Source organism: Rathayibacter sp. PhB186 (assembly GCF_003751825.1).
Taxonomy (GTDB): domain Bacteria; phylum Actinomycetota; class Actinomycetes; order Actinomycetales; family Microbacteriaceae; genus Rathayibacter; species Rathayibacter festucae.
The window spans coordinates 1-14098 of record NZ_RJKO01000006.1; the positions used below are offsets into that span (position 1 = coordinate 1).

Below are 14098 nucleotides of genomic sequence, written 5' to 3' on the forward strand. Positions count from 1 at the left end.
AACGCCCTCCGAACCCTCGCGACCCTCGGCTACGACGTCACCCTCACCCCCAGAACCGCGTGAAAGGTCACCATCCCTTTCCAAGTAGATCCACCACCGTCAAAACGCGAGTTTGCAGACCCGCTCTGCTGGTGGTGGCGGGTCTCGATACGCCCCTGCGGGGCTACTCGACCAACATGATGCGGTGCCGCCGCGCCCTTTTTCTCACCACCGAGACGCGAAGCGGCTTCGCCGCTCGATACGCCCCTGCGGGGCTACTCGACCAGCATGGTGAGCCGCGTCCGCGATCGGCGCGAGGCGCGTCCGAGGTCAGCCGGGGGGTGCGCCCGCGTCGACCGCCTGGACCGGCGCCGCGTCGGGGTGCAGCAGGCGCCAGACGCGGTCGCGGGAGACGGGCAGGGCGTGCGGCCGGACGCCGACGGCGTCGCGGACGGCATTGGCGAGTGCGGGCGCCACCGGGTTGTAGGGCGCCTCGCTCATCGACTTCGCGCCGAACGGGCCCAGCTCGTCGGCCGTGTCGGCGAAGCAGACCTCGGTCGGCGGCACGTCGGCCATCTGCGGGATGTGGTAGTTCCTCAGGATCGCCGTGGTCACGGTGCCCTCGCCGTCGAGGATCACCTCCTCGTACAGCGCCGAGCCGATCGCCTGGGCGACGCCGCCCTCGACCTGCCCGCGGAGCTGCGCCGGGTTGATCACGAAGCCGGCGTCCACCGCCTGGACCGACTGCAGGATCCGCACCTCACCGGTCGGCGCGTGCACCGCGACGCGGAAGCCCTGCACGTTGAAGGCGAGCGAGCGCTGCGCTCCGTCCTCGCTGCCGGTCGCCGACACCGGTCCGCCGGCCGCGAGCACCAGGTCGGCGTAGCTCACCCGGGTGCCGTCTGCGGCGAGCAGCCCCTCGTCGTCCGGCTCGAACTCGCTGCCGTCGTGCCCGGTGAGCCGCTTCGCCAGCGAGCGCAGGTCGGCGAGGAGCCGCAGCGCCGCGCTGTAGACGGCCTTGCCGGCGACGACCGTCCCCGCGGAGCCGAACGCGCCCGTGTCGTACCGGGCCGCGGCGGTGTCCGATTGGCGGATCCGCACCCGATCGGCCGAGGCCCCGAACGCACTCGCGACGAGCTGGGTGTGCACGGTCGTCGTCCCGTTGCCGAACTCCGCGGTGCCGACTCCGATCGTGAGCACGCCCTCGGCGTCGACCGACACGGTGGCCTCCGAGAAGTGGCCGCGCGGAGGCAGCGTCGCGATCATCGCGACCGCCATGCCGCGCCCGGTGCTCCAGCCCGGTCCCTCGGGAGCCTCAGCGCCCGTCGCGCGGTCGAGCGCCGCCTCCGCGAGATCGAGGCACTGGTCGAGCCCGTAGGAGGCGAAGCCGATGTCGTCGCCCTCCACGTGCGTGACGACGAGCGGCTCGCCCGGCTTCACCGCGTTGATCCGCCGCAGCTCGAACGGGTCGATCCCCAGCTCGCCGGCGAGCTCGTCCATCGCCGACTCGATGCCGAAGATCACCTGGCCGAGGCCGTAGCCGCGGAACGCGCCCGAGGGCAGGTTGTTCGTGTAGACCGCCTGCGCGTCGACGCGCTTGTTCGGCGCCGTGTAGGCCGCGACCGACTCCGACGTGCCGTGGAACATCACGCCGGGGCCGTGGTTGCCGTAGGCGCCGGTGTCCGAGAGCACATCGACGCTCAGCGCGGTCAGCCGCCCGTCGCGGCGCGCGCCGAGCGTGACGTCGACCCGCATCGGGTGCCGGCAGGGCGCCATCGTGAACTCGTCGGAGCGGGTGAACTCGAACTGCACCGGCCGCCCGGTCGCCAACACGGCCAGTGCGACGACGTCCTCGGTGAGGATCTCCTGCTTGCCGCCGAAGCCGCCGCCGACCCGCGCGGTGAAGACCCGCACGCTCGCGGGGTCGCGGTCGAAGATCCGCGCGATCTCGTCCCGGACCAGGAACGGCACCTGGGTGGAGGTGCGCAGCACCAGCTCGTCGCCCTCGAGCCAGCCGATCGTGCCGTGGGTCTCCAGCGCGGTGTGCGCGACGCGGGAGGTGGTCCACCGGCCCTCGACCACGACGTCCGCCTCGGCGAGGCCGGCGGCGACGTCGCCGTACTCGCCGTGCAGCTCGGCGACCACGTTCGAGCCGGGGTCGGCGATGCGCGAGGCGATCGGGTCCTTGTCCGCGTGCAGGAGCGGGGCACCGGGCGCGCGCGCCTCCTCCGGGTCGAAGACCGCGGGCAGCAGCTCGTACTCGACCTCGATCGCGCGGCAGGCGGCCTCGGCCACTCCTACCGACTCGGCGACGACGACCGCGACCCGCTGGCCGCGGAAGCGCACGACGGTGTCGAGCATCCGGGTGTCGTCGGGGTCGTCCAGCCGCGACTCGTGCCGCGCGGTGGAGTACAGGATGTCCGGCACGTCGGCGGCGGTCAGCACGGCGACGACGCCGGGCATCGTCGCGGCGACCGCGGTGTCCATCGAGAGGATGCGGGCGTGCGCGTGCGGGCTCTGCAGCACCTTGAGGTGCAGCAGCCCGGGCACGGCGACGTCGAGCGTGTACGGCTCGTGGCCGGAGACGATGCGGCGGCCGGCCGGGGCGCCGAGCGAGCGGCCCACCCGCGACTCGTCGGCGGAGGTGCGCCCGGTGCGCCGCACGGGGGTCAGCCCGGTGGGCGGCTCGCAGAGGTGCTCGGACAGCGCCTCGCGGATCGGCCGGTAGCCGGTGCAGCGGCAGAGGTTCCCCTTCATCAGGCGGGGGAGGTCCTCCTCGCGCGCCCCCTCGAGGGCGCTCGCGGTGACGACCATGCCGGCGGTGCAGAAGCCGCACTGGAACGCGGCGTGGTCGACGAACGACTGCTGCACCGCGCCGGGTTCCTCCGGAGTGCCGAGTCCCGCGGCGGTGGTGACCTCGCGCCCCTCGATGCGGTGCGCGGGGTAGAGGCAGGAGTGGAAGGGCGTGCCGTCGACGAGCACCGAGCAGGCGCCGCAGTCTCCGGCGTCGCAGCCCTTCTTGACTTCGAAGTGCTCGTGGTCGCGCAGCAGCGTCCGCAGCACCTGGCCGGGGCGGGGCGATGCGTCGACCGGCTCGCCGTTGACGGTGAATCTCATGCGGTGTCTCCCGCGGTCGGGCTGGTCTCGCCGCTCGTCGCCGGCTGGTCCGCTCCGCCCAGCTCGCCGCGGATCTCCTCGGCCAGCACGCCGACCACCGCGCGCCGCCAGTCGGCCGCGCCGTGCGGGTCGGTGAACCAGGTCGTGATCCCGCCGAGCGCGGCGTCGAGCTCCTCGGACGTCGGGAGCGCCGTCCACCGCAGCACCTCGGGCCGGATCGTCGCGGCGGTCACCGTGACCACGACCTCCCCGTCGGCGTCCACCCGGCCGATGACGAGCGCGCCGGAGCGCCCGAGCGGCGACAGCGCGATCTTCCGGTACGCCGTCCGCGCCGCCAGCGCCCGGCGCGGGAACTCGATCGAGCGGATCACGTCGCCGTGCCCGAGCGAGGTGGTCATGTTGCCGGTCACCAGCTCGGCGACCGGCACGAGAGCGTCGGAGCCGTCCGCGCGCCAGACGAGCGCCTCGGCGTCGAGCGCCGCGGCGAGGCTGATCATCGGCCCGGCGGGGAGTGCGTTGGCGATGTTGCCGCCGACGGTCGCGACGTTCCAGATCTTGAAGGAGCCCAGCAGCGCCGTGCAGCACTGGAAGAAGAGCGGGTGCGCGGGCCGACCGCCGTCCGGCATCGCCGACAGCTCAGCGAGGGTGCAGGTCGCCGCGATCGAGAGGCCCTCGGCCGTCTCGCGGTACGGCTCCCAGCCGAAGCCCTGCAGGTCGAGCAGCTCGTCGAGGTGGTCGTGCGGGAGCGAGAACACCCAGGACCCGCCGCCGATCACCGCGGTGCGCGGACCCATCGCGGCCAGCTCGGCGCGCTCGCGGACGACGCGCACGCGCTGGATCGTGTTCAGGTCCATGCCGCGCCCTCCGCTCCGTGCGCCGACGGCGCGCTCCTCCCAGTGAACCCCAGACGTGTGACGCTCGTGTTTCCGAGCCCGCCGCGGCCGATCAGCCGAGCGACGCGACCCACTCCGAGCTGCCGTCGACGAACGACTGCTCCTTCCAGATCGGCACGGTCGCCTTGATGTCGTCGACCAGCGCCGCGCAGGCCTCGAAGGCCGCGGCGCGGTGGGCTGAGGCGACGGCGCAGGCGAGCGCGAGGTCGCCGACCACGAGGTCGCCGACCCGGTGCACCGCGGCGACCCGCACCTCGGGGAAGCGCTCCGCGATCCGCCGGGCCGAGGCGAGCAGGGCCGCCGGCGCCTCCGGGTGCGCCTCGTAGGAGAGCCGGAGCACCCCGCGTCCCTCGTCGTGGTCACGGACGATCCCGGCGAAGGTGACGACGGCGCCGTGCGTCGGCGACTCGACGGCGTGCTCGCACTCGTCGACGGTGACGGGGTCGCGGGCGATCCGGGCCAGGGCGACGGGATCAGCGGACATGATCGCCCCCGCCCAGCTGGTCCAGCACGTGGCCGATGATCGGCTCGAGCACCTCGATGCCGTCGCGGACGCCGCCGGGGGAGCCGGGCAGGTTGACGATCACGCTCCGGCCGCTGACCCCCGCGCGCCCGCGGCTGAGCACGGCGGTGGGCACGTGTGCGGCACCGCGCGCGCGGATCGCCTCGGCGAGTCCGGGCAGCTCGCGCTCGAGCAGCGGCGCGGTCTGCTCCGGAGTGACGTCGCTCGGTGCGACACCCGTGCCGCCGGTGGTGATCACGACGTCGATGCCGGCCGAGAGGGCGTCGGAGATCGCCTCGCCCACCGCCTCGCCGTCCGCGACGACGACCACGCGGCCGCTCCAGCCGCGGCTCTCGAACCAGGTCAGCAGCGCCGGACCGGTGCGGTCCTCGTAGACGCCGGACGCGGCGCGGGTGGAGGCGACCACCGCGAGCGCGGTGCGGCTCACGACCGGCTCCACGAGCCGCTCCTGCCGCCCTCTTTCGCCAGGACGCGGATCCCGGTGATGACGGCGCCGCGGTCGACGGCCTTGATCATGTCGTAGACGGTGAGCGCGGCGACGCTGACGGCGGTGAGCGCCTCCATCTCGACGCCGGTGCGGCCGCTCGTGCGCACGCGCGCCTCGATCCGGACCCGGTCGTCGCCGGGCTCGAGGTCGATGTCGACGCCGTCGAGCACCAGCGGGTGGCAGAGCGGGATCAGCGCGGAGGTGGCCTTCGCGCCCATGATCCCGGCGATGCGCGCGACGCCGAGCGCCTCGCCCTTGGGCAGCTCGCCCTGCGCGAGGAGGCGGACGACGTCGGGGGTCGTCTCGACGAACCCCTCCGCGACCGCGACCCGCGAGGTGACCTGCTTGCCGCCGACGTCGACCATGTGCACGGCGCCGTCGCCGCGGACGTGGGTCAGCTCCGTGCCGTCGGGTGCTGCGCCGTTCCCGGGCGCTGCGCCGCTCCCGGTCGTTCCGCTCGTGTCAGTCATCGATCCTCCAGATCTCGACCGTGTCTCCGGTCGCGGCGTGCTCGGTCCCGATCGGGACGTGGATCAGCACGTTCGATCGAGCGTAGGACGCGAGCAGGTGCGAGCTCGGCCCGCCGACGGCGTGCACGAGCCCTTCGTCGTCGAGGGTGCCGCGCCGGATCTGGTGCAGATGCCCGGGGGAGTCGAGCGGTGTCGCCAGCCGCGCGCGCAGCCGCGGGCGCTCGGCCGGCAGCCGGCCCGCGAGCGAGCGGAGCACGGGCCGCAGGAACAGCTCGAACGAGACCAGGGCGCTGACCGGGTTGCCCGGCAGCGAGACGATCGGCAGGTGCAGGTCGTCGCGGACCCGGACGAGCCCGAGGCCCTGCGGTCCGCCCGGCTGCACGGCGACGTGGCCGAACTCCGAGCCGGCCGCCCCGAGCGCGTCGCGGACGACCTCGTAGGCGCCCGCGCTGACCCCGCCGACGGTGATCGCGAGGTCGGCGTCGGCCGCGTGCGCGTCGAGGAGCGCGAGGAGATCCTCCGGCCGGTCGCTGCCGCAGGGCACCACGATCGGCAGGCCGCCGGCCTCGCGGACCGCCTCGGCCAGCAGCGAGCCGTTCGCGTCGTAGATCTGCGCGTCCTCGAGCTCCGAGCCGGCCGCGCGGATCTCGTGCCCGGTCGGCACGACCAGCACGCGGACGCGGGGGAGCACCTCGACCTCGGTCAGGCCGAGCGAGGCGAGCAGCCCGTAGTGCGCGGCGCGGAGGACGGTGCCGGCGGGCAGCGCGAGCTCGCCCTGCCTCGCGTCGCTGCCCCGGGCGCGGACGAAGGCCGACGCGACGACGGGGCGCGAGAACGCCACCTGGGCGTCGGTGCTGCCCGGGGCGGGGAAGCGCGGCGGGTCGACGGTCTCGATCGCGACGACGGCGTCGGCCCCGGCCGGCAGCGGCGAGCCCGTCATGATCGGCACCGCGGTGCCCGCCTCGTGCCGGGGAGCGCGGTCGCCGGCCGGGATCGGCGCGGCCACGGGCAGCGAGACCGGGCTGCCGGCGCTCGCCGCGGCGAGGTCCGCCGCGCGCACCGCGAAGCCGTCCATCTGCGAGTTGTCGAAGCGGGGCAGATCGAGCGGAGCGTCGACCGAGCGCGCGAGCACCCGGCGGTCGTACGCACCCGGGTCGGCGGCGACGGCGGCGGGAGCGAGCGTCAGCGTCTCGCGGGCGCCGCGGGTGGCCAGCGGCGAGAGCAGCGCGCGCACGCGGGCGGCGTGCAGATCGATCGAGGTCATCGGGTCCTCTCGGAGGTCCTGGCCGGCGAAAGCGTTCCTGACGGGGCGGGGCGTTCCTGACGGGGCGGAGGCGTTCCTGACCGGCGGCAGGGACGTCTCCATCTTGCCCGCTCCGGCCCGGATCCGGCGCGTAGTCTGTCCGGATGAGCACAGCACTCGGGTTCCCCGGCATCCGGCCCCGCCCACGCGGTGCGGTCCTCCCGGCCGAGCGGCCCGAGACCCCGCTGCTGCTCGACAGCTACGGACGCGTCGCCGACGACCTGCGGATCTCGCTCACCGATCGCTGCAACCTCCGCTGCACCTACTGCATGCCGGCCGAGGGCCTGCCGTTCCAGCCGCCCGCCTCGCTGCTGAACCGCGAGGAGATCGTCCGCCTCGCCCGCATCGCCGTCGAGCAGTTCGGCGTCCGCCAGATCCGCTTCACCGGCGGCGAGCCGCTGCTGCGCAAGGACCTCGTCGACATCATCCGCGACGTCGCCGCGATCGAGCCGCGCCCCGAGATCTCGCTGACCACCAACGCGATCGGCCTCTCCGGCCGCGCGCAGTCGCTCGCCGACGCGGGCCTGGACCGGGTGAACGTCTCGCTCGACTCCATCTGCGCCGAGACCTTCGCGAAGGTCACCCGCCGCCCCTTCCTCGACCGGGTCCTCGCCGGCATCGACGCGCTCGGCCCCGCCGGGCTCCAGCAGACCAAGATCAACGCGGTTCTGCTGCCCGGGATCAACGACCACGAGGCGCCCGAGCTGCTCGCCTGGGCGCTCGCCGGAGGGCACCAGCTCCGCTTCATCGAGCAGATGGCCCTCGACGCCGACCACGGCTGGGACCGCTCCACCATGATCACGGCGGCGATGATCCGCGACCTGCTCTCGGAGCGCTTCGTCCTCACGCCGAACGCCGCGCCGCGCGACGGCGCGCCCGCCGAGCTCTTCGACGTCCGCGCGATCGGCTCCGACGAGCTGCTCGGCACCGTCGGCATCATCGCCTCGGTCACCGAGGCCTTCTGCGGCGACTGCCGCCGCACCCGGCTCACCGCCGAGGGCGGCGTCCGCAGCTGCCTCTTCTCCAACGAGGAGACCGACCTGCTCGGCGCGATGCGCTCCGGCGCCGACGACCACCACGTCGCCCAGCTCTGGCGCGGCGCGATGTGGGCCAAGCCGGCCGGCCACGAGATGAACCGGGCCGGATTCGTGCAGCCCGAGCGCACCATGAGCGCGATCGGCGGCTGAGCGTGCGCGTCCGCTACTTCGCCGCGGCGAAGGCCGCCCTCGGGCGCGCCTCCGACGAGCTCGACGGCGTGGCCGACCTCGCCGCCCTGGAGGCGGAGCTCGTCGCCTCCGCGCCGTCCGCCGCCGACGTCCTCTCCCGCTGCAGCTACCTGGTCGACGGCGTCTCGACGACCGACCGCGCCACTCCGCTGCCCGCCGGTGCGTCGGTCGACGTCCTGCCGCCCTTCGCCGGCGGCTGACCCCCGCCCCCTCTCGCCGTTCTGCAGGCTCCTGTCTGTTGTGCAGGAGATCTCGGCTCCGGTCGGCCTCGCCACGCGGCGAGACGGCACAGGGAACGCGGAAGACCTGCGAATCGAACCGCCGACCGGATCAGCGCCAGCCCACCATCCCGCCGAGCAGAGAGTCGGAGGCGACCCCCGCCGCCGCCGCGCGGTCGGCCGCGATCCTGGAGCGCACGCCCGAGGCGCAGTGCAGCACCAGCGGCCCCGCGGGCAGCAGCACCGGATCGAAGTGCGACATCGGCAGCCGCACGGCCCCGGGGATCGCGACGGAGCGGTCCTCGTCGTCCTCCCGCAGATCGACGACCGTCGGCGGCCTCGGCCCCGCGAGCCGCGCCCGCAGCTCGTCGGCGGTCACCGCTCCGGCCACGGCGAGCACCGCGGCCACCGGCGGCACCGCGCGGGCCAGCGGCAGCTCGCTCCACGAGCCGTCCAGTGCGTCGTGCACCACGACCCGCCCGAACAGCGGCTCGCCGACGCCCGTCACGAGCTTGACCACCTCGCTTGCCATCGCCGAGCCGATCGCCGCGCAGAGCGGGCCGAGCACCCCGACCGTCGCGCAGCTGTCGGCCGCGTCCTCGGCCCCGGGGTGCAGGGCGCGCAATGTGACCCCGCCGCCCGGCGCGGCCGCCCAGAAGGTGGACAGCTGCCCGTCGAAGCCCAGCGCCGACCCCCAGACGTGCGGAACGCCGGCCCGGGTCGTCGCGTCCGAGGCGAGGTAGCGCGAGCCGAAGGTGTCGAAGCCGTCGACCACCACGTCCCAGCCCGCGACGAGCGCGTCGGCGTTCGCACCGGTGAAGGAGACGGGGAAGGCCTGCACGTCGATCCCGGGGGAGAGCCGCCGCGCGGTCGCCGCCGCGGACTCCGCCTTCGACGAGCCGATCGACGACTCGTCGTGCGCCGTCTGCCGCGCGAGGTTCGACGCCTCGACGACGTCGCCGTCGACGATCCCGAGGTGCCCGATCCCGGCCGCGGCGAGCGCCGTGATCACCGGGGAGCCGATGCCGCCCGCGCCGAGGACGAGCACCCGCGCGTTCCGCAGGCGGCGCTGCCCGAGCTCGCCGAGCGGCGACAGCCGGATCTGCCGGGCGAAGCGCTCGCGCTCGGCGGCGCTCAGCGCCGGCCCCGGCTGTACCAGCGGGATCACGGCGCCACCTCGTCGAGCCGCCACTGGCCCTCCACTGCGATCGCGCGGAACCCCACGGCCTCGTTGACGGCGAGCATCGGCCGGTTCTCCTCCGCGTTCCAGGTGTAGACGGCACGGCAGTCGGGGTCGGCCGCGGCCAGGTGCTCGAGCGCGTCGAGCTTGAGCAGCATGCCGAGCCGGTGCCCACGATGCGTCGGCTGCACGAGCGTCGCGCCCCAGAGCGCGGCGCGGCCGGGCAGCACGTCGACGGTGCAGTAGCCGACCGGCCGGCCCTCGTGCAGGGCCACCGAGGTCAGCTCCACCCGTCCACCGGCGGTCGACTCGCGGTCGTGCGCCTCGAGGCGCTCGCGGGTCCAGGTCTCCTCCGGCACCGACAGCCCGGCCGTGGGCGCCTGCGCGGACATGCTCGCGCGCAGGGCGAGCATCCCGTCGACGAGCTCGGCGGGCGTCGCGCCGCTCCAGTGCCGCAGCTCGTAGCCCTCGGCGTGCGCCAGGGCACCGCGACGCCGGGACGCGGCGAGCACGGGGTCCAGCGGCAGCCGCACCGCGCTGACCCGCTCCACCTGCTCCAGCACCCAGCCGCGGGAGGCGAGCCAGCGCGCGCCGGGGTCGTCGGCGGGCACGGAGCCGGCCCCCGAGCGGGCGGCCAGGCGCGGCGCCGAGCGGTCGGCCCGGTGCGCCGTCCAGGTCTGCAGCACGGTGCGCCCGAGCGCGTGCGCCTCCGCCGTCAGCCGCTCCAGCAGGGCGGAGCCGACCCCGTGGCCGCGCTCCCCGGCGAGGACGGAGAACGCCAGCCAGGCCGCGTCGTCGCCCTCCTCGGTGCTCCAGTGCAGCTCGCCGCTGCCGACCGCGCGGACGCCGTCGTCCGTCATGACCTCGGCGAGGAACGCGCGGCGAGGGTCGAACTCCTGCTGCCGCCACTCGCCCAGGTTCGTCTCGGCGGGGAAGCCGAGCTCGTCCGTGCCGGTGCCCTCGGCCTCGACGGCGTTGCCGATCGCGGTGAGGGTGACGAAGTCGTCCCAGCCCTCGGCGCCCGGGTGCTCGGGGATCGGCAGCTCGCGGATCCGGAGCGCGGGGTCGGTGGGGCTCGTCACCTCCCCAGTGTGCACGCCGCCGGGCCGCACCGCGCGGTTCCGGGGCACGACGGAGCCCGTCGAGTACCGTAGGGAGCGTTTTCGAGCGGAGCGAGGCGGCCGGGTGTACCTGAAGAGCCTGACCCTCAAGGGGTTCAAGTCCTTCGCGCAGCCGACCACGTTCGCCTTCGAGCCCGGGGTCACCTGCGTCGTCGGGCCCAACGGCTCGGGCAAGAGCAACGTCGTCGACGCTCTCGCCTGGGTGATGGGGGAGCAGGGCGCGAAGACCCTCCGCGGCGGCAAGATGGAGGACGTCATCTTCGCCGGCACCTCCACCCGCGGCCCGCTCGGCCGCGCGGAGGTCGCGCTCACCATCGACAACACCGACGGCGCACTGCCGATCGAGTACACCGAGGTGACGATCAAGCGCACCCTGTTCCGCAACGGCGGCAGCGAGTACGCGATCAACGGCCGCGCCTGCCGGCTGCTCGACGTGCAGGAGCTGCTGAGCGACTCCGGTCTCGGCCGCGAGATGCACGTCATCGTCGGCCAGGGCCAGCTCGACGCCGTCCTGCACGCGACCCCGGAGGAGCGCCGCGGCTTCATCGAGGAGGCGGCCGGCATCCTCAAGCACCGCCGCCGCAAGGAGAAGACCCTCCGCAAGCTCGACGGCATGCAGGCGAACCTGACCCGCCTCTCCGACCTCGCCGGCGAGATCCGCCGCCAGCTCAAGCCGCTCGGCCGCCAGGCGGAGGTCGCCCGGCAGGCGCAGACCATCGCCGCCGTCGTCCGCGACGCCCGCGCGCGCCTGCTCGCCGACGACGTCGTCACCCTCCGCACCGCACTCGACGGCTTCGCGCGGACCGAGAACGAGCGGCACAGCGAGCGCCTCGTGCTGCAGGAGCGGCTCGAGCAGAGCACGCTGCGCACCGCCCGGATCGAGTCCGAGATGGTCGGCGACGCGGTCGACGACGCCCGGCGCACCACCTTCGAGCTCGAGTCGGTGCAGGAGCGGCTGCGCAATCTGGCGGCGCTCGCCGGCCAGCGCCTCGCCCTGCTCGAGGCGGAGTCGGAGCAGCCCGCCGTGCAGCCCCGCGTCACGGCGCCGATGGTCGAGGAGGCGCGCGCCGAGCTGGAGCGACTCCGCATCGCCGTCCTCGACGCGGAGACCGCGTGGACCGACTCGCAGAAGGCGACGGTGCGCGCCCGCGGCGCCCTGGACGCGACCGACGAGGAGATCGCGGCGCAGTCGGCGCTGGTCTCCCGGCACGACCTCGAGCTGTCCAAGCTGACCGGCCAGGCCGACACCGCGTCCTCCCGTCTCGCGGCCGTCCGCGGCGAGGTCCTCCGCGCGCAGAACACCCTCGACTCCGCCGTGCAGCGCCGCGAGGCGGCCCAGCGCCAGCTCGACGCGCTGGAGGACGAGATCGGCGAGGCGGGCGGCGGCACCGACGGCACGCTCGACGAGGGCTACGAGCTCGCGCAGTCCTCGGTCTTCGAGGCCGAGGGCGAGATCGAGCGGCTCCGCGAGGAGCTGCACGCCCTGGAGCGCGAGCGCGACGGACTCGCCGCCCGCCGCAGCGCCCTCTCGCTCGCCCTCGACGTCTCCGACGGCTCGGCCGAGCTGATCGCCACCCGCCTCGACGGCATCCGCGGCCGTGTCGCCGAGCGGATCCAGGTCCGCGGCGGCTACGAGGCGGCGATCGCGGCGGCCCTCGGTGCGGCCGCCGACTCCGTGCTCGCCGACTCGCAGCCGCACGCCGAGGCCGCACTCGACGAGGCGATCCGTCGCGAGCTCGGCCGGGTCGAGCTGCTGATCGGCGACGCCGCCCGCCCCGCCCTCGCGATCGAGGTGCCGGAGGGAGCGACCCGCGCCCGCGACCTGGTCACCGGCCCCGACGGCGTCCTCGCCCTGCTCGAGCAGGTCGTCGTCGTCGACGACCTCGACACCGCCCGCCGGCTCTGGCCCGCGCTGGCCGGCGGCGAGCACCCCGTCACCGTGGTCACCCGCGACGGCGCCTCGGTCTCCGACGCCGTCCTCAGCGGGGGAGCGGGCGGGCAGCGCAGCCGTCTCGAGCTGGTCTCCGAGCGCGACGCCGCCGCGAGTCGGCTGGAGGAGATCGAGGGCCGGATCGACCGCCTCCGCTTCGACCTCGCCGAGCAGACCGGCGCCCTGCGCGCCGCCAAGGAGCAGTCGCGCCTGGCCCTCGCCGCCCTGCGCGAGCACGACGCCGCCCGCGCCGCGCACACCGAGCGCCTCGGCCGGGTGCGCGCGCAGCTCGAGGGCGCCACCGCCGAGCTCGGGCGCGGCGAGAAGGCCCTGACCATCGCCACCGAGCGGGTCGGCGACGCCGAGGCCGCGGCGCAGAAGGCGAAGGGCGAGCTCGACGTCGCCCGCTCGCGCCCGCGCCCGGTCCTCGACGTCAGCGCCCGCGACGGCCTCCAGCGCGAGGTCGACGCGGCCCGCGAGCGCGAGATCGAGGCGCGCCTCGGCGTCGAGACCGCCAAGGAGCGGGTGCGAGCCGAGCAGTCCCGCGGCGAGTCGCTCGAGCGCCAGCTCGCCGCCGACCGCGCCGCCGCCGACGAGGCCGCCCGCCGCGCCGTGATCCGCCGCCGTCAGCAGGACGCCGCGGCCGACGTGACCGGCGCCATCCCCGCCGTGCTCGCCTCCGTCGACCGCTCGGTGCAGCAGTCGCGTGCCGAGCTGCTGCGCGCCGAGACCGCCCGCTCGCAGCAGAACGAGGAGCTGCAGGCGCTGCGCCGCGAGGAGGGCGTGCTCCGCGACCGGCTGCAGAGTGTCACCGAGAGCGTGCACGGTCTGGAGCTGCAGATCTACGAGAAGCGCCTGCAGCTCACCGGGCTGCTCGAGCGCGCCGGCTCCGAGCTCGGACTGGTCGAGGACGTGCTGGTCGCCGAGTACGGCCCCGAGGTCCCGGTCCCCGATGAGACCGACGCCGAAGCCGCCGCGCGCCCCTTCGTCCGCGACGAGCAGCGCCGCCGGCTGGACAAGGCCGAGAAGCAGCTCGGCCAGCTCGGCCGGGTGAACCCGCTCGCCCTCGAGGAGTTCGCGGCTCTGGAGCAGCGCCACGTCTTCCTCACCGAGCAGCTGACCGATCTGACGAACACGCGGCGCGACCTGCTGACGATCATCGAGGAGCTCGACGAGACGATGCAGACGGTCTTCGCCTCGGCCTTCGACGACACCCAGGCCGCCTTCGCGGACGTCTTCCCGGTGCTCTTCCCCGGCGGCACCGGCAGCATCCGGCTCACCGACCCGGAGAACCTGCTCACCACCGGCATCGAGGTCGCGGTGCGCCCGGCCGGCAAGAAGATCGAGCGGCTGTCGCTGCTCTCCGGCGGCGAGCGCTCGCTCGCGGCGGTGGCCTTCATGGTCGCGATCTTCAAGTCGCGGCCGAGCCCGTTCTACATCATGGACGAGGTGGAGGCGGCGCTCGACGACGCGAACCTCGGCCGCCTGCTCAGCATCTTCCAGGACCTCCGCACGTCGAGTCAGCTGATCGTCATCACCCACCAGAAGCGCACGATGGAGATCGCCGACGCCCTCTACGGCGTCTCGATGCGCCAGGACGGGGTCTCCGCCGTGGTCGGTCAGCGCGTGGAGGCGCCTGCGGTCTGATCCA

General features: G+C 74.7%; 11 protein-coding genes. 3 read left to right on the forward strand and 8 right to left on the reverse strand.

Features of this window, described 5'->3' with window-relative positions; all coding sequences use genetic code 11:
• Positions 1-309 precede the first annotated feature (309 nt).
• The 6 genes from EDF45_RS14860 to glp form a co-directional block, all read right to left on the reverse strand.
• Entirely contained in the window at positions 310-3096 is a 2787-nt protein-coding gene (locus EDF45_RS14860) for a molybdopterin-dependent oxidoreductase (protein ID WP_123736832.1), read from the reverse strand.
• Positions 3093-3950: an FAD binding domain-containing protein gene (locus EDF45_RS14865; RefSeq protein WP_123736833.1), complete on the reverse strand. Its 858-nt coding sequence runs from the start codon at positions 3948-3950 to the stop codon at positions 3093-3095. Before EDF45_RS14865 ends, EDF45_RS14860 begins: the two co-directional genes overlap by 4 nt.
• A 91-nt stretch (positions 3951-4041) precedes the next feature.
• A complete protein-coding gene (locus EDF45_RS14870) occupies positions 4042-4473 on the reverse strand; it encodes a molybdenum cofactor biosynthesis protein MoaE (protein WP_123703271.1) in 432 nt (143 codons plus the stop codon).
• Entirely contained in the window at positions 4463-4939 is a 477-nt protein-coding gene (locus EDF45_RS14875) for a molybdenum cofactor biosynthesis protein B (protein WP_123736986.1), read from the reverse strand. Before EDF45_RS14875 ends, EDF45_RS14870 begins: the two co-directional genes overlap by 11 nt.
• Positions 4936-5469 carry a cyclic pyranopterin monophosphate synthase MoaC gene (gene moaC, locus EDF45_RS14880; protein ID WP_123736834.1) on the reverse strand — a complete coding sequence of 178 codons (534 nt, stop codon included), beginning with the start codon at positions 5467-5469 and terminating at the stop codon, positions 4936-4938. The genes EDF45_RS14875 and moaC overlap by 4 nt, the downstream gene beginning before the upstream one ends.
• A complete protein-coding gene (gene glp, locus EDF45_RS14885) occupies positions 5462-6733 on the reverse strand; it encodes a gephyrin-like molybdotransferase Glp (RefSeq protein WP_123736835.1) in 1272 nt (423 codons plus the stop codon). Before glp ends, moaC begins: the two co-directional genes overlap by 8 nt.
• Positions 6734-6876: 143 nt before the next feature.
• Here glp and moaA point away from each other — a divergent pair, with 143 nt between their 5' ends.
• Positions 6877-7959: a GTP 3',8-cyclase MoaA gene (moaA, locus tag EDF45_RS14890; RefSeq protein ID WP_123736836.1), complete on the forward strand. Its 1083-nt coding sequence runs from the start codon at positions 6877-6879 to the stop codon at positions 7957-7959.
• A 2-nt stretch (positions 7960-7961) separates the two neighbouring features.
• Positions 7962-8198 carry a MoaD/ThiS family protein gene (locus EDF45_RS14895; RefSeq protein WP_221181137.1) on the forward strand — a complete coding sequence of 79 codons (237 nt, stop codon included), beginning with the start codon at positions 7962-7964 and terminating at the stop codon, positions 8196-8198.
• A gap of 130 nt (positions 8199-8328) precedes the next feature.
• Here EDF45_RS14895 and EDF45_RS14900 read toward each other — a convergent pair whose 3' ends face one another.
• Positions 8329-9384: a HesA/MoeB/ThiF family protein gene (locus EDF45_RS14900; protein WP_123736837.1), complete on the reverse strand. Its 1056-nt coding sequence runs from the start codon at positions 9382-9384 to the stop codon at positions 8329-8331.
• On the reverse strand, positions 9381-10478 hold the full coding sequence (locus EDF45_RS14905; RefSeq protein WP_148060301.1) for a GNAT family N-acetyltransferase: 1098 nt from the start codon (positions 10476-10478) through the stop codon (positions 9381-9383). Before EDF45_RS14905 ends, EDF45_RS14900 begins: the two co-directional genes overlap by 4 nt.
• A 103-nt stretch (positions 10479-10581) precedes the next feature.
• On the opposite strand from EDF45_RS14905, the gene smc reads away from it, so the two are divergent.
• Entirely contained in the window at positions 10582-14094 is a 3513-nt protein-coding gene (gene smc, locus EDF45_RS14910; RefSeq protein ID WP_123736839.1) for a chromosome segregation protein SMC, read from the forward strand.
• Positions 14095-14098: the final 4 nt, after the last annotated feature.

Coding starts and splice junctions, on each gene's coding strand:
- moaA (WP_123736836.1), top strand. CDS start 6,877: ATGAGCACAGCACTCGGGTTCCCCGGCATCCGGCCCCGCCCACGCGGT.
- moaC (WP_123736834.1), bottom strand. CDS start 5,469: ATGACTGACACGAGCGGAACGACCGGGAGCGGCGCAGCGCCCGGGAAC.
- EDF45_RS14870 (WP_123703271.1), bottom strand. CDS start 4,473: ATGTCCGCTGATCCCGTCGCCCTGGCCCGGATCGCCCGCGACCCCGTC.
- EDF45_RS14860 (WP_123736832.1), bottom strand. CDS start 3,096: ATGAGATTCACCGTCAACGGCGAGCCGGTCGACGCATCGCCCCGCCCC.
- EDF45_RS14865 (WP_123736833.1), bottom strand. CDS start 3,950: ATGGACCTGAACACGATCCAGCGCGTGCGCGTCGTCCGCGAGCGCGCC.
- glp (WP_123736835.1), bottom strand. CDS start 6,733: ATGACCTCGATCGATCTGCACGCCGCCCGCGTGCGCGCGCTGCTCTCG.